This is a genomic window from Amedibacillus sp. YH-ame6 (assembly GCF_053848845.1).
The window spans coordinates 228,923-248,443 of sequence record NZ_JBSPEZ010000001.1 but is presented as its reverse complement, the minus strand read 5'-3'; the positions used below and the strand labels follow the sequence as shown (position 1 = coordinate 248,443).

Below are 19,521 nucleotides of genomic sequence, written 5' to 3'. Positions count from 1 at the left end.
TTATTTATTCACGTTTCAATTTGATAAATGATAGCTTATAACAATCCAATCCAAGAACCAAGGATAGAAAGGATAAGGATTCCTACGATTAATACAATTGGATTTGCTTGTTTTTTCTTCAATAACCAGAATAATAATAAAGTTACGCACATTGGTAATAAGTTAGGGAAGATACGATCGAAGAATTCTGTTTGAACAGCTACTTCAATACCTCCATCAACCTTAATTACAGGTAATAAAGAAATTTTAACATAAGAAGCAATCAACGCACCGATAACTGTGATACCAAGGATAGTTGCGGAGTTTGCGATAGCATCTGAGTTTTCTGTAATCATATCGATAGATTTTGTACCTAATGTATATCCTAAACGTGTCCATACGATACGTAAGATCCAAATAGCTACATAAACACCGAAGAAGATAATTGGTCCAAGTATTGAACCTTGTGATGCGAATGAACAAGAAATACCAGCTGTAATTGGTAATATAGTAAACCAGAAGATAGCATCTCCGATACCAGCGATAGGTCCAAATAATGCAAGTTTTAAACCTTTGATTGCATCACGTGTTCCTCCACCTTCTTCTAATGACATCATAAGACCCATTAAGAAACCAACAAGGTTAGGATGTGTGTTAATAAATTCAAGGTTATCTGTCATTGCGCCAGATAATGCTTCTTTATCGTCTCCATAAACTTTTTGTAAAGCAGGTAACATAGCCCACGTAAATCCACAAGATTGCATTCTTTCATAGTTGAAAGATGCCTGTAAGAATGAAGAACGAACACCAAGCATGGTGATATCGCGTTTTGTTAGTTTTTTAGATTCCGACATGTGAACTACCTCCTCCATTACTGCTATTCTTTACTGCTTCTTCAATTTCATCTTTACGTTGTTTTGCCCCGAAGAAGTCGATTAATGCAAATACAGAACCTAATAAAGCAACTGGCAATAAGTTTGGCATTACACAGAAGCAAGCCATTAGGAATCCTGCGATGAAGTAAGGAATATATTTTACTTTCATCATAACACGTAATAACATACCGAATCCAACTGCAGGTAAGATACCACCAGCTACTTCAAGACCATGTGTAATAACTGCAGGTAAACTATTTACGAAGTCTGCCATTGGTTGTTGTGCTACATACGTACATAAGAATGCTAGTACACCATAAGTTAATGAAATAATAGCCATCGTTGCGAAGTTGATTTTTGCAATTCCTTTTACATCAGCTTGTGCAGCACATCTGTCTGCTTTACCCATAAAGAATGAGAATGCTGAGTAATAGAATAGGATTACATATTGTCCCAAGAATGAGAATGGTAAACATAATCCCAATGCAGTTTGAGGACTGCTTCCTGTTGTATAAGCCAATACTGTTCCCATCAGTCCAGCGAATACAGGGTTAGGTGGTTGTGTTCCACCAGCTGGTGTAAGACCTGCAAAGGCAAGCTCTATTAATGCACCAACTTTAAGACCCAATGTTAAATCTCCCAAAATAAGTCCAGTTAACGTAGAAACAATTAATGGACGGAAAATAAAGAATGCTTCTAGGAAGAAGTCAAGACCAACGATAATTGTCATTATGGTTAGCATGATTCCTTGTATAAGTGTAATCTCCATAATCTTTCATCTCCTCTTTCATTTAGATTGTAGTTTTTGATTCACCAGGGATATCTTGTGCATACACGTTGATTCCCTTTGAAGATAAGAATTTCAAATCTTCCATGTCATTATCATCTACATATACTTTCTTTGTGATGGCACGTTTACCATCAGAGAAGTGCATGTTTCCGACATTAACATCTTGTAGCTCTACACCTAGTTCGACCAAACGTCGTACATCTTTTGGTGTGCGGCAGACGATAAATATCTTCTGCTCAGGTGCTGCGTTTCCGATAATAGAAGCGGTTTGTTCGATCGTAAAGAATCGAATTCCAACTCCTGAAGATTTAGCGGTCACACCCATCAATGACTGTTGCATCTTATCATTTGCAGCAACGTCGTCAGCGACAACGATGAGATTGGCTCCGATTGTCTTTGTCCAAACAACTCCAACCTGACCATGTACCAGACGATTGTCGATTCTGGTAAGTATAATGTTAGGCATTATTCCACCTCCAATCACCATTCTACTAGCAAAAAGTGTGCCATCTTCTGTCGGTGGCACGCTTTCTCCTTTGTTTATCAACTTTTATTGAAATAATTTAAAACATAAAGAACTTCCACATCAGGTATCTCGACACTATATCGCATTTCTGCGCCACTAAATGCATCACGTACCTTTTCAATGACATCTTTCTTTGCTTCCAATTCTTCATTCATACCCTCTACCTCACTAATTCCTTGTTTTAAAATCAAACGCTCAATCAAACAACTGATATGCACGTATAATCCTAACTTTCTAGTAGAGTCTAGTTCTTCATTTAGATTAAACTCTAAATCTTTTACAATTTCTTCCACATCATCAATGATTTTTTCACCATTTAAAATCGTTAAATGATTTACAATATTCGATAGTGTAAATGTTTTTAAGATATTTTGATTAAAGCTTGCTAAGTCCTCCCCATTGAGATAAAGGCTCATCAGCTGCCATAAAGCACCAGTTTCATCATTCATCATAACATCTTCAACGGCTAAGAATTTCTTATCATTGATTTTTGGATCCAACGTACCGATTAGAAGATCAACATTGTAACGGCTGAATATCGCATCCTTCGTTCCATTTTCTACTAAGGATTGATAATCATAAGGGATGATTTCTAAATCAATTTTGTGTGGAAGCGAGCTTTTTAGTAACTCACTAATTTTTTGTGCTGCCCCAAACCCTGTTGCACATACAGTAAGAATAGCATTCTTTTTGCTCTTTCCTTCTAAGTAGTGTGTAGATAATTGATATCCCGAAGATACAGCCTCTAATATTTCAATGGCGCTTTGCCCTTGTTTTAAAAGGTTTCCCACTTCTAAAGCCATTGCTGTAGATACATTGTTGATCAATCCAATATTACAATTAGATATAGGTTTGATACAATTATAAATTTCTTCCAAACTTCCCATATCTACCAAGAACATCAATTCTTGAATAGGGTCTTTACGTTTTAAATAATCATCTGCGAGTTGTGCCACTTTATCAATCGAGATGTTAATTTCCATATCAATCCCATCAAAGATATATTGCCCAAGCATACGATTCACGGTATCCGCTATACAACTTGCGGTAGAATACCCATGGCATAAAATAACGCCCACAGCAGGATTACTTTCTTCATGTTCATACCCAATAAAGGCAATTGTAATAATGGACATTAACAAATCATCAAGTTCAATATCCAAGTTCAATTCCACATTGTCCACTACCTCATTGGCGATACTACTAGAGCGAGGTACTTTCTCTTTCAAGATATTTTTCATATCTTCTACCATTTCGTAGTGTTCAGATATCCATACTTTCGCATCCACTACGTGCTTAGAGTATTCAACTAGGACACGTGAATATATTTTAATTTCACTATTAGGAACCGCAAGTGAGTATTTATTCATCACAATGGAATAAATCTTATCTAGCATTTTTAATAAATAATCTTCGTTGGTATTTTGACGATAACGATTAGAGAACATAATATAGTCAATATAACTTTGTATATGTTCTTTCGCTTTTTCTAGAAAAGTGTGAAATTGGTTATCCTTCAATAAATACTCTTCATATAGATCTAAAAGACGATCGTATAAATGCAAGAAAGGGGAAGCATAATTCATGGTACTTTTAAGTTTGGAGATAGGGATCATTGTTTCTTGTATTGTTCCTGATGATTTTAATTGTACCGTGGTCATTGGTAAGAATATATAATCAGGAAGGTGAGGAATCTCAATGCGTAAAGCATTGTCTTGTCGATTGGTTAAGAATGCATTCGCACAAGCAGCTTTAATTGCATTTTTCATAGCTCCTATATTGCCAGGGAATTCAAAATCCATCAATGATTGATAGGCAAGGTTACTAATGAAAATTTCTTTTCCTAGTCGTTTGCTTTCGTTTGTAAAAATTGTATATATAAGTTCTCGTTTTTCTATCAAAGGGCGTTCCTTTAATGAAGGAATTGTGACTGTAATGGGAATACGACGCAACAATGTTTTTAGTAATACGTTTTGTGGATCTTCTGTTGTCGCGAAAATAAGTCGACATTTGGAATGGAACCAGTTTTCATTGTCTCCAACTTTATGATACATTCCCTTATCCATAAAGAAGAATAATTTTTCTTGACACTCGGCTTTTAAACAATGCACCTCATCTAAAAATAAGATGCCTCCATCCGCAAGGGATATAAGTCCTGGGTTATCATCATCTGCACCTGTATAGGCTCCTTTTACATGACCAAATAGATTGGCCGTTAAAAGCTCGGGGTTATTGGCATATTCTGAACAGTTCACACTTACAAATTTACGTTGTGTATCGATGATATTTTGATGCAAGGCATATTCATACATCAAAGAGGCAATCATACTTTTACCAGTTCCTGTAGGACCATGAATAAGAATAGGGAGTCCACCAGGATATGTAATGGCAGCCTTGCAATGCTCTACAACATTATGAAGCGAATTGTTGTATCCGATAAGAAGTTCAAAATCTTCTGGTAAATCACAAAAAGATTCTACAAATTCTTGAAAAGATGCAAAGACTCCATCTCCCTTTACTTGACCAAACTTTTCTTCTACCATTTTTCGATCATAGAAATACACTGGCCTTGAATTGATTTTAACAACTTCTTTTTCTTTTACTTTTTCATTTAAATATTGGGAAACGGTATTGCGACTAATCTGCAAGGTATCCGCAATTTCACTTGCGGTAAACACAGGGTTTTCCTTGATGATATTTTCTTTACAACGTTTCTTTAATTCGTTTATAACGAGTTCTTTCATTACGATCACTCCTTAAATTTTATATTAGCATTATTCTTCTTGTTTTGAAAGATAAATCCTACAAATTGATGTGCATAAAAGAAAGCGAAGCTTATCTACGCTTCGCCATCGTTTCATAATCTAATTTTCCAACTTTTTCTACAACTGCCCCAGGAACATCCTGATAGAAGAGCTCCGCTCCTTGATCAATCATATAGTTAAAGTCTTCAATATCTTGTTGTGTTAGATATACTTTGCGATTAAAAGGTACTCTTCCTTTTTCATAGTGCATATTTCCTACATTGATGTGATGGGCAGGAATTCCATGTTCAATTAACAAACGTATTTCATGAGGGGTTTGTACTACTAAAAAGAGTTTTTGGTTACTCTCGTTTTCAAGAAATACATGAATAAAATCCGCAACGCTATAAAAACGTATCGCAACATTGGCATTTCTTGCGATACTTTGCATAAGTTTCTGCGCAAAAGAACTAGTTGCGGCAGAGTCATTAATAACAACGATAGTATCTACGTCCAAAGAGTTTGTCCATGTAAGTCCTACTTGGCCATGTACTAAGCGATTATCAATTCTTGTCAATCGTATTTTTGCTTGCATAATATTACCTCGTTTTCTATATTGTACTATTTTTTTCGATAAAATGAAAATGAATGATGAAAAGATAGCATTCATATAGGAATAGCTTGTAATAGATATAGCCTTAGAAAGGTGAAAGAAGTGTTGAGAAACTTAAAAAAACCTCGATTCTTGTGCGAAAAGTTAGTTATTTTGGGAATACTAATGTATAATGTAAAGGTAGTTTGGAGGTCATAAATATGAGTCATGATTTTATAGATATTAAAGGTGCAAGAGAGAATAACCTTAAGAATATAGACATTAAAATTCCTAGAGATAAATTCGTTATTATGACAGGGGTATCTGGTTCTGGTAAGACATCCTTGGCATTTGATACCGTTTATGCAGAAGGACAACGCCGGTATGTAGAATCTTTAAGTGCATACGCAAGACAATTTCTTGGGAATAGTGAAAAACCTGAGGTGGATTCCATCGAAGGCCTTTCTCCATCCATTTCCATTGATCAAAAAACAACGAGTAATAATCCTCGTTCCACAGTAGGAACAGTAACGGAGATCTATGATTATTTGCGTTTGTTATTTGCTAGAATTGGGGTACCATATTGTCCTAATCACAATGAACCAATCACATCACAAACCATTAAACAAATGGTGGATCGTGTTATGGAGATTGAAGATAAAACGAGACTGATGATTATGTCTCCAATTTCTCATGGACAAAAGGGAACACATAAAGATTTGTTTGAGAAGTTGCAGAAAGATGGATATATCCGTGTTCGTGTAGATGGTGAACTGAAGTTACTAGAAGATGTAGAACCATTAGAGAAAAATAAGAAGCACAATGTAGATGTAGTAATCGATCGTATTGTAAAAGGAGAAGATCGTTCTCGTTTACATGATTCATTAGAAACTGCACTGAAAATGAGTGATGGGTTGGCCATCGTATCCTATAAGGATGAAGAGATTTTATTCTCTAGTAATTATTCTTGTAAATTTTGTGGATTCTCTATTCCTAAATTAGAACCTCGTTTATTTTCATTCAATGCTCCATTTGGATCATGTGATGTTTGTAAAGGATTAGGAATCACTCAAAAAGTAGATGTGGATTATTTGATTCCAGATCGTAACAAATCCATTCGTAGAGGTGGAATCATTTATTATAAAAATATCGCTGGCACGGAGAATTTAGAATGGCAGCGCTTTAAGGCGTTATTAGATTATTATGAAATTAGCATCGATAAACCAATTAAGAATTTCACAAAGGAAGAATTGGATATTGTATTGTTCGGCTCAAAAGATTTAATTACTTATAAGTTGGAATCAAGAAGTGGAAACGTCATGAAGAAAACAGAGTTTATTGAAGGAGCATGTACGTTAATTGAACGTCGTTATATGGAAACAACGAGTACGATGTCAAGAGAATGGTATGCGACGTTCTTAGCAGAAGCTCCATGTCCAACATGTGGTGGAAAACGATTGAATGAACAAGCATTGAGTGTACGTGTAGGTGGTTTAAACATCTATGAGTGGACAACGATGTCTATTAAACAAGCGGTTGCTTTTATGGAGCAGTTGAAACTTACTACACAACAAGAAGGAATTGCGAAATTAGTAGTCAAAGAAATTAAAGAACGTCTTGGCTTCCTGTTTAATGTTGGATTAGGTTATTTGACATTGGATCGTTTGGCTGGTTCTCTTTCAGGAGGAGAAGCGCAACGTATTCGTCTAGCAACACAAATCGGATCTCATTTGAGTGGCGTGTTGTATGTGTTGGATGAGCCTAGTATTGGGTTACATCAACGTGACAATGATCGCTTGATTGGTGCTTTGAAAGATATGCGTGATTTAGGAAACTCCTTGATTGTTGTAGAACATGATGAGGATACGATGTTAGCTTCTGACTATATTATTGATATTGGACCAGGTGCTGGAGTGCATGGTGGAGAAGTAGTCGCGATGGGGACACCGAAAGAAGTTATGGAGAACCCTAATTCTATTACAGGACAATACCTTAGTGGAAAGATGAAAATCGAAATACCAGAAAAACGTCGCAAAGGCAATCGTAAGAAGCTTGAGGTTGTATGTGCAAGTGAAAATAATTTAAAGGATGTAAGTGTGAAATTTCCTTTAGGAAGCTTCACTGTGGTTACAGGAGTGAGTGGTAGTGGAAAGTCATCGTTGATCAATGAAGTATTATCAAAGGGACTTATGCACGAACTAGGCAGAGTAAGAATTAAGCCTGGGAAACATAAAACTATTAAGGGTGTTCAACATATCGATAAGTTAATCGATATCTCACAAGATCCAATAGGAAGAACTCCACGAAGTAATCCTGCAACATATACAGGTGTGTTTGATGATATTCGTGATTTATATGCACAAACACAAGACTCTAAAATGCGAGGTTATGAGAAAGGTAGATTCTCATTCAACGTTAAGGGAGGGCGATGTGAAGCTTGTCAGGGAGATGGAATTTTGCGTATCTCTATGCACTTTTTGCCAGATGTATATGTGCCATGTGAAGAATGTGGTGGAAAACGATACAACGAAGAAACGCTACAAGTTACCTATAAGGGAAAGAACATCTATGATGTTTTAGAAATGACAGTAGAAGAAGGTATTGAATTCTTTACAAACGTGCATAAAATTAAACATAAGCTACAAACGTTAAAGGATGTTGGCTTAGGATATATTAAGTTAGGACAAAGTGCAACAAGTCTATCTGGAGGAGAGGCACAACGTGTGAAGTTGGCGAGTGAATTACAACGTAAGGCAACTGGAAAAACATTATTTGTGTTAGATGAACCTACAACCGGATTACATACCCATGATGTGAAAAAATTGTTAGAAGTATTACAACGCATTGTGGATAATGGCGATACAGTCATTGTCATTGAACATAACTTGGATGTGATTAAATGTGCAGATTATATCGTAGATTTAGGACCTGAAGGTGGAGATGAAGGTGGAGAAATCATTGCTTGTGGTACTCCAGAAGAAATCGTCGAAGTAGAAAGAAGCCATACAGGACAATATCTAAAGAAAGTACTGCAGAGAGGATAACGATATGGAAGAACAAACGAGTGTAAAAGTAAAAACACTGATGGACAACTTTGATTTTGAACAAATAAGTGGGAATTTAAAATCCTTAGAAAGACCAATCGTAATGGCAGATACTAATCGTCCTGGTTTGGAGCTTGCTGGATTCTTTGAGAACTCTCAAGCAAAACGTTTGGTAATCTTAGGAGATAAAGAAATTGCGTATATTCAAACGATGAGTGACGCAAAACAGCGTAAATCATTTGATTTTATTACGGATGAAGAAACACCTGCAATTATTATTACGAAAGGACATGAATGTCCTCCAATATTAAAACGTTGTGCAAAACGTAAAAATTTCCCAATCTTTGCCTCACAATCTTCTACAACACGTTTGATTGTTAATATGGCAAGTTTCCTTGATGAACAACTCGCTACTAGCAAGTGTATTCATGGCGGTCTATTATCCATTTATGGAAAGGGTGTTTTGATTACTGGGGAAAGTGGTATGGGGAAAAGTGAAATCGCATTAGAGTTGATTAAAAGAGGACATTTATTAGTTGCGGATGATCGTGTAGATTGTTATCGTATTCATAATAAAATTATAGGAAAAGCACCTGAATTATTAAGAGAAATGTTAGAAATACGTGGTATAGGTATCATCAATGTTTCTAGAATGTTCGGTGTAAGTTCTGTTCTTCCTAAAACAGAGATCGATTTTGAAGTTCGCTTAGAAACATGGCAACCAAATCAAGATTATGATCGCGTTGGGATTGAAGATAAAAAACATGAGAATATCTTAGGTATTGATGTACCTAAGATTATCGTTCCCGTTCGTGAAGGTCGTTCTATGGCAGTTATCATTGAGTCTGCAGTTACCAATTTCTTATTGGGTGAAATGGGACTTGATAGCGCAAAAGAGTTTGAACAACGTGTTTTAGATTATATAGAAAAAAATAAGAACGCTCAATAAGGAGGATGATTCATGACTTTTTTTCCAGATATGAAGACCGTACTAACGATTGGTTCGTTACATGTTACTTGGTACGCAGTTTTTATTTTGACAGGTGCATTCCTTGCCTATTTTCTGTCGTTACGTCAGTTTAAAAAATGGGGATATAATGAAACAATATTTGAAAACTTCTTCTTAATGATGTTGCCAATTGGTGTGATTGGAGCACGTATCTATTATGTTATATTTGAATGGAACGAAATCTATGTTCAAGATCCAATCCGTATATTCTTTACATGGGAGGGTGGATTAGCTATTCATGGAGGAATTATCGCTGCGAGCATCTTTGGTTTCTTTTATTTTAGAAAGCACCGCTGTGATTTGTTACGTATTGCAGATGTGATTTTTCCTAATCTAATGATTGCGCAAGCGATAGGACGTTGGGGAAATTTCATCAATCAAGAAGCATTTGGTGGTGTTGTAAGTGCTGATTTTTATAAACATTGGCCTGCATTTATTCGAGATAACATGTACATTAATGGGGAATATCATCAACCGACCTTCTTGTATGAAAGTGTTGGAAACATCATAGGGTTTTGTCTTATTACCTTTATTTATAAAAAGTATGGTAGAAAAAAACGTGGAGATTTAGCATGGGCTTATCTAACGTGGTATGGAATGGTACGTTTTATTGTAGAGGGAATGAGAACTGATTCTTTAATGATTGGTTCCTTACGTATGGCGCAAATCATTTCCCTAGTAGGCGTGTTTATAGGAGTACTTGGTATTTTTGGAGTTTGGAATCCTTTATTTAAGAAATATTGGCCATTTCGTAAGAACAAGCCAGTTGTGATATTTGATTTAGATGGTACCTTAGTTGATACCAAAGATTTAGTCTTTGCGTCTTTTGTTCATACATTTAAAAAATATAAACCAGACTATGTATTAAGTGAGGAAGAATTATACTCTTTTCTAGGTCCAACCTTGAAACAATCATTCGCACGTTACTTTGATGCTAGTTTGGTAGATGAACTTATAGCATATTATCGAGAGTTTAATCATAAAGTTCATGATGAGTATGTAAAAGAAGTTCCTCATGTAAAAGAAACCTTGCAGTATTTAAAAGAGAATGATTATGATATTGCGATTGTTAGTAACAAGCTTCAAGAAATCGTACGAATGGGACTTCGTAAATTCGACTTAGAACAATATTTTGATGTGGTAATTGGCAGTGAGGATATGGAAAAAGCAAAACCAAGTCCTAAGGGTTTATTGAAAGCATGTGAATTGCTTCATAGAACACATGATGATATTGTGTATATAGGTGACGCACCTAGCGATATTCGTACATGTAAGAATATGGGAGCATATTCTGTTGCCTTCATATTAGAAGATAATCGAGCAAATGAAATGATGAAGGAAAAACCATGTGCATTTATCACGGATATGAAAGAATTGATTACGATTCTAAAGGAGGAACAAGAATGGAGCGACGTTACGATTTAGTTATTATAGGCGCTGGGCCAGCAGGTATGAGCGCTGCGATTTATGGTAGTCGTGCAGGATTATCTACTGCCATGCTAGAAGCAGGTGCGCCTGGTGGAAAACTTATTAAGACGGCTGAAATTAGCAATTGGCCAGGAATTATTGGAACCAATGGAGCACAATTAGCGAGCGATATGTTTGAACATTCTACGACATTTGGCGCAGAGTATATTTATGGAAATGTTATCAAAGTAGAAGATGGTGCGGAGTATAAAAAAATCATCTGTGATGATGATCAGGTATACGAAGCAAAAGCAATCATTGTCGCAACAGGAACATTAGAGCGAATGATGAACATTCCTGGAGAAGAAGAAAACATTGGTAGAGGTGTATCGTATTGTGCAGTTTGTGATGGAGCCTTTTTCCGCAATCAAGAAGTATGTGTGATTGGTGGAGGAAACTCTGCATTAGAAGAAGCAGGTTATCTAACACAATTTGCAAATAAAGTAAACATTATCATACGTAGAGATCAATTTCGTGCAGATAGCATTGTACAAAAATCAATTGAAAATAATCCAAAAATCAATGTCATTACGAAGCATGTACCGCTACGTGTAGAGGATGATGGAAAACGTGTGACTTCTTTGGTCATTAAAAATGTGGATACAGGGGAAGAAACAACATTAGAGACAAATGGTATCTTCCCATATATCGGACTAGATCCTGCAACACATTTTCTAGAAGGTTTACCAGTGCTTGATGAGCGTGGATATATTCTTGTGGATGAGAACTGTGAAACTCAAGTAAAAGGTATTTATGGTGCAGGAGATGTGATCGAAAAGAAACTTCGTCAAGTGGTAACTGCGACAAACGATGGAGCAATTGCGGCACAACATGCATTTCATGAAATAAAGAAACTGTAACAACAAGATTTTGTGTATTCAAAGTTAAATAAACAGCATGAGTAAATTTGTGCTGTTTTTATTTGTATTAGTTTATGTCGTATCTTATGAGTAGAGATTAACTTTGTATCGCTTTTTCTTTGTGATTTTAGGATTTGTGCGTTTATGTTTTAGACGAAAATAAAGGCTCATATCCGCTTTGAACTAGCACAATAAGCTAGCCTGTGGTAAACTATTTATGAGGTGGTAACTATGAACGAACAAAATGTAGTACTGATAACAGGAATGTCTGGTGCTGGAAAGACAACTGCTATGGGTGTGCTGGAAGATATGGGGTATCACTGTATCGATAATTTCCCTGTACAATTGATTGAATCCTTAGGGAAAATCATCAATACAAAACCAGATCCAAGATACAGCAATATAGCGTTAGCTACCACAGCCATTGATTATCCAAAATTTTTACAATATTTTGAGAATATCGATGTGAATGTCCGTGTTGTATTCTTAGACGCAAGCAATGAAAAATTATTGTTGCGTTATAAATTTACGAGAAGACATCATCCAATGATGATGTTCTCGAAAGCGAACACGTTAGAAGAAGCAATCGAAGTGGAAAGAGATATGTTTAACGCATTGAATGAACGTGCTGTACTTCATATTGATACAACAAAGATGGGACAGTCTGAATTAAAAGATGTATTGATGGAGAAACTATCTTTAAACAGTAAATCCGTGTTCTCTATCTCTTTTGTATCTTTTGGTTTTAAGCATGGGGTTCCCATGGATGTGGATTTAGTATTCGATGTCAGATTTCTTCCAAATCCATACTATATAGAAGAACTAAGAGAATTGACGGGAGATGACGCTCCTGTTTATGATTATGTTTTAAGCTTTGATCAAACAAAAGAATTTATACGTCATATGAAGAGCTTTTTGGATTATGTATTTATTCAATATAAGAATGAAAAGAAGAACCATTTGACGGTAGGGATTGGCTGTACGGGAGGACATCATAGAAGTGTGTCTTTGACGAATTGGCTATATTCTCACTATCATGATCAGTACAATTGTTATAAGTCACATCGTGATAAGAAAGTAGGCTAAACAATATATGAAAAACGTAGTAGTAATTGGAGGCGGGACTGGTCTTTCTGTTATGCTTCGCGGGCTTAAACAGATTGAAAACATCAATCTTTCTGCGATTGTAACGGTTGCGGATGACGGTGGTAGTACCGGAAGGATACGACGTCAGTTTCATATTCCTGCCATGGGTGATATTCGTAATGTCATGTGTGCGATGGCTCCAGAAGAGACCATATTTACATCTTTGATGAATTTCCGCTTCGATGGAGAAGAAAGTGATGTAGGTGGACATAATCTTGGAAATCTTATTTTAACTGCGCTTACACAAACAACTGGAAGTTTTATGGAAGCAATTTCTACCTTCTCAAAGTTTTTAAATGTAAAGGGTGATATTATCCCCTCTTCATTAGAGGTACTGACGTTGTATGCAGTTATGGAAGATGGTACCATCGTGCGTGGAGAAAGTAACATTCCAGACTTTAATAACCGCATTGATAAAGTATTCTATCAAGAGAAAGTAGCGCCTACACAAGAGGCTTTACAAGCGATTCATGAGGCTGATGTCATAGTTTATGGGATTGGAAGTTTATATACAAGTATTTTACCAAATGTGATTCTGGATGGAATTGTACAACAATTGAAGAAGAATCCTGTAAAGAAAATATATTTTTGTAATGCGATGACACAACCTGGAGAAACGGACAACTTTACGTTGGAAGATCATGTACGTGCTTTAGAAAAGCATGCATTTCCAGAAGCAGTGGATATCGTAATTACTCATAATAATCGTGCAAGTGAGGAATTGTTGAAGAAATATGAAGGTATGGGAAGTGTGCCTGTACGAATTTGTGAAAAAGAACATCACTACCAAATATTAGAACGTGATGTTTTAAGCTTTGAGGAAGATTTGATTCGTCATGATTCCAATAAAATACGTGATGTATTGATAGAGTTAATAAAATAGTTAGGATGGATAAAGATGTCATTTACAACAGATGTAAAAGCACAGATAGCGGGAAATGATTTAAAGCCATGTTGTATGAAAGCAGAACTTACTGCAATCATTCAGATGTGCTCCACTTTGAATTTTACTTCTGAGGGAATGCATATCACCATGAAGACCGAAAATGCGACAACCGCAAAACGTGTATTCAAATATGTAAAAGAATTATACAATGTGGAAACTCAGTTATCAGTAATTAAAAAGATGAAACTGAAGAAAAATAATGTTTATGTAATTCGTGTGACTACAAAAGCTATGGATATTTTGAAGGATCTTGAAATCTTTAATGAGAAAGGATTACAAGCACATCCAAGTGCAAAGATGGTTCGTAAGGATTGTTGTGCGAGAGCTTATCTTGCAGGAGCCTTTTTATCAGGCGGGTCTGTAAATTCACCTAGTAAGTCGAATTATCATTTGGAAATTAGCACGAGCAATTTGGATTTGGCTGTATTTATTGAAAAACTAATGCATCGATTTGAGTTGCCAGCAAAACATATCAAACGTCGTAATCAAGAGGTTGTGTATATTAAGGCAAGTGATAAAATCAGTGACTTCTTGCGTTGTGTAGGGGCAAGTGATGCCGTATTTACGTTTGAAGATAGTCGTATACAAAGAGATTTTATGAATTCTTTAACAAGACTCGATAACTGTGAGTTGGCAAATGAAATGAAAAGCATTAGTGCGGGAAAACGACAATTAGAAGATATTGAATGGATTGAAAACTATCGTAGTCTAGATACCTTGCCAGTTAAGCTTCAGCATGCGGCAATGGCTAGAAAAGAATATCCAGAAGCAAGTCTAGTGGAACTATGTGAATATTGTGAAGATGAATTTGATGAAACAATTTCAAAATCTGGAATGAAACATCGATTCGCAAAGATCAAAGAACTTGCGGATCAATATCGAAAAGTATAGAAGTTCAATAAAGGTGCAAACTGTTAGAGGGTGATGTTATGAAAAGAACCATTCTAATGCTTGCACTTTTTCCTTTTATACATAGTACTGCCTATAAAGTGGAATTTGTAAGTTGTGAAAAAGATAAAATAGTTGTAAAACATGAACAAGAAGATGTAAATATCACATTGTTTAACACCAAGATTGTAAATGAAAAAGGATGGAAAGAAACATGTGAAATCATAGAGAATGCAAAAGAGCTGAAAATGGAAATAGATCCTTCCAGTAAGATTGAAGAAACATTGCCAGTCTATCTTTTCGCAGATGATACGCTTGTTCAAGAAGAACTTATGAAAAAATCGTATGCCTATCTAATGATCAAAAATCCCGAATATACCTATGAAAAACGATTGGAAGCTGCCTATCAAACAACACAAACTTTAGCAAAATCAACGGATATAAAAACAGATCATGGTTATGCTATCGTCGCTCCTCTATATTTAGGTGCTGTTTTTTTGATTTGGTTTTTTATGGCTGCGTATATGTTTTGGAAACATCGTAAAAAAGATGAAAAAAGTAGAAAAAAAGAAATGTAAAAACAGATGTGATATGATACAATACAACCAAGAAAGGATCGTGGGATAACTATGGCGAAGAATATCGCGATAGATACCCAATCTGCCTTAAAAAAGGAGTTGAATACAAAAGCAGATCATTACGATAAAACACAACTGCGTATCGAGGCTCGTTTCGGATGTAACGTCCGATGGTATCGTAAACAACGTCATTTAACGCAGGATCAGCTAGGATTTCTATGTGGGCTGAATCAGAATTATATTTCGGAGATTGAACGTGGTCAACGAAATGTGACGTTACGAGTCATGGATTTGATAGCCAAGGCATTGGGTATCAGTGCTGATGAACTCATCAGGTAAAGAGGGAACTTCCCTCTTTTCATTCACAATCCATTAAATTTATATTATAATGAAAAGGGAAGTGAGGTAACGCATATGGAAACAATTATATATTTACTTGTAGTGTGTTTCATAATATTCTTGGTAATTTCTTTATTGCCAATTATTTTGCCGATTGTTTTAATTATTGTGATTGCGTTGACTCTATATATATTATATATCAGACGTAAATTCATGAAACGCATGAATGAATATGATGAAGATACGACAAGAGTGTTCCGTGATACAACATACGAAAGTTATGGAAACCAGAAACCGAATGATGATGTAATTGATGTAGAATATACAGAATCAGAAGATAATAGGTGATGATATGATTCGGGAAACTCTAGTGAATGAGAAAAATGAAGTGTTCGACTTATGGAAACTATCCTATCCAACACAGAATGAAACCTATTTAAAGTTTTATTTTGATGAAATCTTTGATCAAGGAGTAGGGATTGTAAAAGAACAAGATGGAAAGATTGTTAGTAGTCTTCAAATGAACTATCATGTTTTCCAATTTCATGGAAAGCAATTAAAGGCTAGTTATATTCTTGGCGCTTCTACACTTCCAGATTATCGTAGACGTGGTCATATGCGCTCTCTTATGCAATCCATACTAGATGAAGCCAGTCATAACTGCCTTATCACATTGATTAAGGCGTTTAACCCAAAGGTATATGATCATTTTGGTTTTGATGTAGTGTATTATAGAAAAGGATACACACTTACAAGAGAGAGCTTACATAAAGTGACAACACAACGTGTGAGTGAAGACTGTGAGGCAAAAGAACTATTAGAAACATATCGACGATTTATCGTACGCTTTGATGGCTACTATGCTAGAGATATCAAATATTATGAAACATTACTTAAAGAACTAGAATTAAAACAGAAACATATATTGGTGTATCGTGGTGAGCATAATGAAATACAAGGATATATCATTTATCAAGTAAAAAAGAATGATGTGGTTGTACAAGAAGCAATCTATATGAATTCTACTGTATTAAAGCGTTTGTTGAAGAGAGCGATGGGTGTGGAAAAAGAAATTACTGTCATGGTATCTTCATGTGAGAGATTAGAACGAATATTTCCATTAGCAATTCCTAAAAAACAACCATACTTAATGGCACGTATAAACAATTATGCACTTTTTAATAAGCTCTACAATGTAAAAGTTAAAAATACGCAAGAAGCTTTTGAACTATTAAAGAAACCATTGTGGTGTCACGAGTATTACTAACAGAGGATAGATGCCTCTGTTTTTTTATCTTCAATTCGACGCTGAAGAATACACTTATAGAAAAGGTAAAATTAACATATTATGCAAATAATCGGTTATAATTTTAATCATATATGAAAAAAATCACGAATTGTGTTACTATATAGATAACGTTAGGAGTGAGGGTATGGAAATACATCCAGATGAAAAGATTCAAGCGTTAATCGAAAAAATTGATGAGTCTTATGCTAATGGGATGCTTGAAGAATTCGATAAACTCAATGGACAACTGCTAGAATATGCAACAAAAGAAAAAGATGAACTAGCAAAATTTATCTATGAATATAATTCGCTAAATCATGATTTTGATGCTCACAAATTTGATATATGTGAAAAAAAATCTTTAGATTTGATAGATAAATTTTTAAAATATGATGCTATATACTATGTGCTACGCTGTTATAATACGATGGGAATCATTGAGGCTGAAAGAGCTAATTACTATGAGTGTTTAGGATATTATATAAAATCTCTGCAGATTGCAGAGAAACATCCAGAATCTCAGTTTTCTGCTATCATTGCCAACAATATAGGGAATGTGTTTGTGTGGCTAAATGAGTTTGAACCTGCGGTATCTTATTTGTTGCAAGCTTATGATTTCTATTTAAAAGAGAATAGAGATGATCCAAGGAGCGGAGCAGTTATTATTATCAATTTAATAGAGTGTTATGGGTGTCTTGGACAATATGAGGAATCTGAAAAATGGTATCAAAAAACATTTAAGTATACAGAAATTGAGTGTTGTGTAAGAGAGAATTTACATTTATGTAATGAAATAGAAGTAAAATTCCAACAACAAGACACATCAGACATCTATGACCTATATGATCGTGTGTTGGAAAATGTAAAAAAATATGATGAATATATATATCATTTCCGCACCTTGTTGCGTGTGTTAAAGGTATGTGTTGCCTTAAAGCATCGTACTTATTGTAAACGTTTGATGAGTATCATGGAGGTATTGAATAAAAATTGTGAAATCACTTCATTCTCTTTTGATTATGCAGAGATAAAAATGGATTACTATTTTACCTATCGTCATTTGGATGATGAAGATTTTTCTATCTATTGCGATGAATATTTCAAACAAAGTTCACTATCATTTCACTTACTGCAGAAAACATATACACAAAGTATGGTGCTTCGTTTAGATTTGGAAAGAATAAAAGATGAACGTCAACTTGCTTTACATAAAAATGAGCAACTTGAAAGAAATCTTGAACTTGATCCTTTTACAAAAGTTTATAATAAAAATGGTCTTAAAAAGAAGGGAATAGAACTTCTTCAACTTAGTGAGGACTATCAAAAACATGCGATGTTTGTGATAGACGTGGATCATTTTAAGAATGTAAATGACGTATTTGGGCATAAAATCGGAGATGAAGTATTGTTGCGAGTTGCCAAGGTGTTACAAAGCATAGAGGGTGAAAACATTTTAGTAGGACGTTTTGGTGGGGATGAGTTTATTGTGTTCTATTATGATTATCCTTCTATCGATGTAATTCATGATTTAGCTAAATCATTGGTGGATCGTGCAAAAAAGATTATTATTACGACAACAAGCGAGGATCATATCACGTTTAGTATTGGAGTTTGTACAAAGAATGGCAAAGCAAATTTTGAATCCATGTTCTACAACGCAGATAAGGTACTTTATGACTGCAAGAAGCAAGGTAGAAATGGTTATCGTATATTTCAAAGTTAGTATTTATGCAGATAGGTTAGGTAGTTCTTTGCAAGAACCCTAACCTTTCTTTTATATAAGAAAGGCAGGGTGTTGAAGAGAGCCGTATCAAGGAAATGATGCGATAAAAAAGATGCAGAGTTATCTGCATCAAGATTATCTATAATCTTCAATATTGTTTTTCTTTTTGTAAGATAATGCATAGATATTGAATATCGCAAGAGCTCCAGCACCTAGTCCAACTAGGACACAAGCAATTTTAATCCATAATTCATATTTCTGTTCCATGAATGCCATAATGATAATAAGTATTGCGAATGCAAAATATAATGCGATTTTTAAATAAATACGTTTCGTTTCATCACCTGCAGCAGTCAATACTCTTGGAGGACGTTGTTTTGGTTGGAAATTCATCAACATTGTTTGTCTTTTTAAATAGGAACGGAATTTATATTCCATAAAAAGATAAATCGCAATACCTAATCCTAATGAAAGCCATATAGTGTATTGTCCCAAATCGAACGTTGCTACTAATACTCCAGAAACAAGACCAAACATGAAACGATTTGCTAAAACTTTATAAGATTGTACATTATTGATAACATAACCGCATTTACTAAAGATATCATAATATACGTAACGATTGTGATCGTCTTTGTATATATGAATACCCGCTAATTCTTCAGCAGCATTTTTCTTTACCTTCTTTTTATTGATATTTTTATTTTTCATCTCATTCACCTCTAGG

The 19,521-nt window shown here is 35.1% G+C and carries 18 protein-coding genes; 12 read left to right on the top strand and 6 right to left on the bottom strand.

Annotated elements, in window-relative coordinates; all coding sequences use genetic code 11:
- Nucleotides 1–35 precede the first annotated feature (35 nt).
- The 5 genes from agaD to ACWG0P_RS01250 form a co-directional block, all read right to left on the bottom strand.
- Nucleotides 36–833, bottom strand: a complete 798-nt coding sequence (gene agaD, locus ACWG0P_RS01270) for a PTS galactosamine transporter subunit IID (protein WP_455800120.1) — start codon at nucleotides 831–833, stop codon at nucleotides 36–38.
- Nucleotides 820–1,623, bottom strand: coding sequence for a PTS galactosamine transporter subunit IIC (gene agaC / locus ACWG0P_RS01265; protein ID WP_455790131.1), 804 nt, complete (start codon nucleotides 1,621–1,623; stop codon nucleotides 820–822). Before agaC ends, agaD begins: the two co-directional genes overlap by 14 nt.
- Before the next feature lie 22 nt (nucleotides 1,624–1,645).
- Complete coding sequence (agaB, locus tag ACWG0P_RS01260; RefSeq protein ID WP_455800119.1) at nucleotides 1,646–2,110, bottom strand: PTS galactosamine transporter subunit IIB; 465 nt, start codon at nucleotides 2,108–2,110, stop codon at nucleotides 1,646–1,648.
- 77 nt (nucleotides 2,111–2,187) lie between these two features.
- Complete coding sequence (locus ACWG0P_RS01255) at nucleotides 2,188–4,914, bottom strand: sigma 54-interacting transcriptional regulator (protein ID WP_455800118.1); 2,727 nt, start codon at nucleotides 4,912–4,914, stop codon at nucleotides 2,188–2,190.
- Between the two features lie 91 nt (nucleotides 4,915–5,005).
- Nucleotides 5,006–5,509 carry a PTS sugar transporter subunit IIB gene (locus ACWG0P_RS01250; RefSeq protein ID WP_455790134.1) on the bottom strand — a complete coding sequence of 168 codons (504 nt, stop codon included), beginning with the start codon at nucleotides 5,507–5,509 and terminating at the stop codon, nucleotides 5,006–5,008.
- A gap of 218 nt (nucleotides 5,510–5,727) precedes the next feature.
- On the opposite strand from ACWG0P_RS01250, the gene uvrA reads away from it, so the two are divergent.
- The 12 genes from uvrA (at nucleotide 5,728) to ACWG0P_RS01190 (ending at nucleotide 18,794) form a co-directional block, all read left to right on the top strand.
- Nucleotides 5,728–8,550, top strand: a complete 2,823-nt coding sequence (uvrA, locus tag ACWG0P_RS01245) for an excinuclease ABC subunit UvrA (RefSeq protein ID WP_455800117.1) — start codon at nucleotides 5,728–5,730, stop codon at nucleotides 8,548–8,550.
- A gap of 4 nt (nucleotides 8,551–8,554) precedes the next feature.
- The gene (gene hprK / locus ACWG0P_RS01240) at nucleotides 8,555–9,499 is read left to right on the top strand and encodes an HPr(Ser) kinase/phosphatase (RefSeq protein WP_455800116.1); all 945 of its coding nucleotides are present in this window, start codon (nucleotides 8,555–8,557) and stop codon (nucleotides 9,497–9,499) included.
- A 12-nt stretch (nucleotides 9,500–9,511) separates the two neighbouring features.
- Nucleotides 9,512–10,984, top strand: a complete 1,473-nt coding sequence (lgt, locus tag ACWG0P_RS01235; protein ID WP_455800115.1) for a prolipoprotein diacylglyceryl transferase — start codon at nucleotides 9,512–9,514, stop codon at nucleotides 10,982–10,984.
- Nucleotides 10,963–11,886 carry a thioredoxin-disulfide reductase gene (gene trxB, locus ACWG0P_RS01230; RefSeq protein WP_455800114.1) on the top strand — a complete coding sequence of 308 codons (924 nt, stop codon included), beginning with the start codon at nucleotides 10,963–10,965 and terminating at the stop codon, nucleotides 11,884–11,886. Before lgt ends, trxB begins: the two co-directional genes overlap by 22 nt.
- Nucleotides 11,887–12,117: 231 nt before the next feature.
- A complete protein-coding gene (rapZ, locus tag ACWG0P_RS01225) occupies nucleotides 12,118–12,972 on the top strand; it encodes an RNase adapter RapZ (protein WP_455790139.1) in 855 nt (284 codons plus the stop codon).
- A gap of 7 nt (nucleotides 12,973–12,979) precedes the next feature.
- Nucleotides 12,980–13,915 carry a gluconeogenesis factor YvcK family protein gene (locus ACWG0P_RS01220; RefSeq protein WP_455800113.1) on the top strand — a complete coding sequence of 312 codons (936 nt, stop codon included), beginning with the start codon at nucleotides 12,980–12,982 and terminating at the stop codon, nucleotides 13,913–13,915.
- A gap of 15 nt (nucleotides 13,916–13,930) precedes the next feature.
- On the top strand, nucleotides 13,931–14,869 hold the full coding sequence (whiA, locus tag ACWG0P_RS01215; protein ID WP_455790141.1) for a DNA-binding protein WhiA: 939 nt from the start codon (nucleotides 13,931–13,933) through the stop codon (nucleotides 14,867–14,869).
- 38 nt (nucleotides 14,870–14,907) lie between these two features.
- Nucleotides 14,908–15,444, top strand: coding sequence for a thermonuclease (locus tag ACWG0P_RS01210; protein ID WP_455800112.1), 537 nt, complete (start codon nucleotides 14,908–14,910; stop codon nucleotides 15,442–15,444).
- Between the two features lie 51 nt (nucleotides 15,445–15,495).
- Nucleotides 15,496–15,783 (top strand): helix-turn-helix domain-containing protein, encoded by a 288-nt coding sequence (locus ACWG0P_RS01205; protein WP_455790143.1) that lies wholly within the window; start codon nucleotides 15,496–15,498, stop codon nucleotides 15,781–15,783.
- A 21-nt stretch (nucleotides 15,784–15,804) separates the two neighbouring features.
- The gene (locus tag ACWG0P_RS01200) at nucleotides 15,805–16,131 is read left to right on the top strand and encodes a DUF2101 family protein (RefSeq protein ID WP_455800200.1); all 327 of its coding nucleotides are present in this window, start codon (nucleotides 15,805–15,807) and stop codon (nucleotides 16,129–16,131) included.
- 4 nt (nucleotides 16,132–16,135) lie between these two features.
- Entirely contained in the window at nucleotides 16,136–17,050 is a 915-nt protein-coding gene (locus ACWG0P_RS01195) for a GNAT family N-acetyltransferase (protein ID WP_455800111.1), read from the top strand.
- Nucleotides 17,051–17,216: 166 nt separating this feature from the next.
- A complete protein-coding gene (locus ACWG0P_RS01190; protein ID WP_455800110.1) occupies nucleotides 17,217–18,794 on the top strand; it encodes a tetratricopeptide repeat-containing diguanylate cyclase in 1,578 nt (525 codons plus the stop codon).
- A gap of 135 nt (nucleotides 18,795–18,929) precedes the next feature.
- Here the strand turns inward: ACWG0P_RS01190 and ACWG0P_RS01185 are convergent, their stop codons facing one another.
- On the bottom strand, nucleotides 18,930–19,505 hold the full coding sequence (locus ACWG0P_RS01185; protein ID WP_455800109.1) for a hypothetical protein: 576 nt from the start codon (nucleotides 19,503–19,505) through the stop codon (nucleotides 18,930–18,932).
- Between the last annotated feature and the right edge of the window lie 16 nt (nucleotides 19,506–19,521).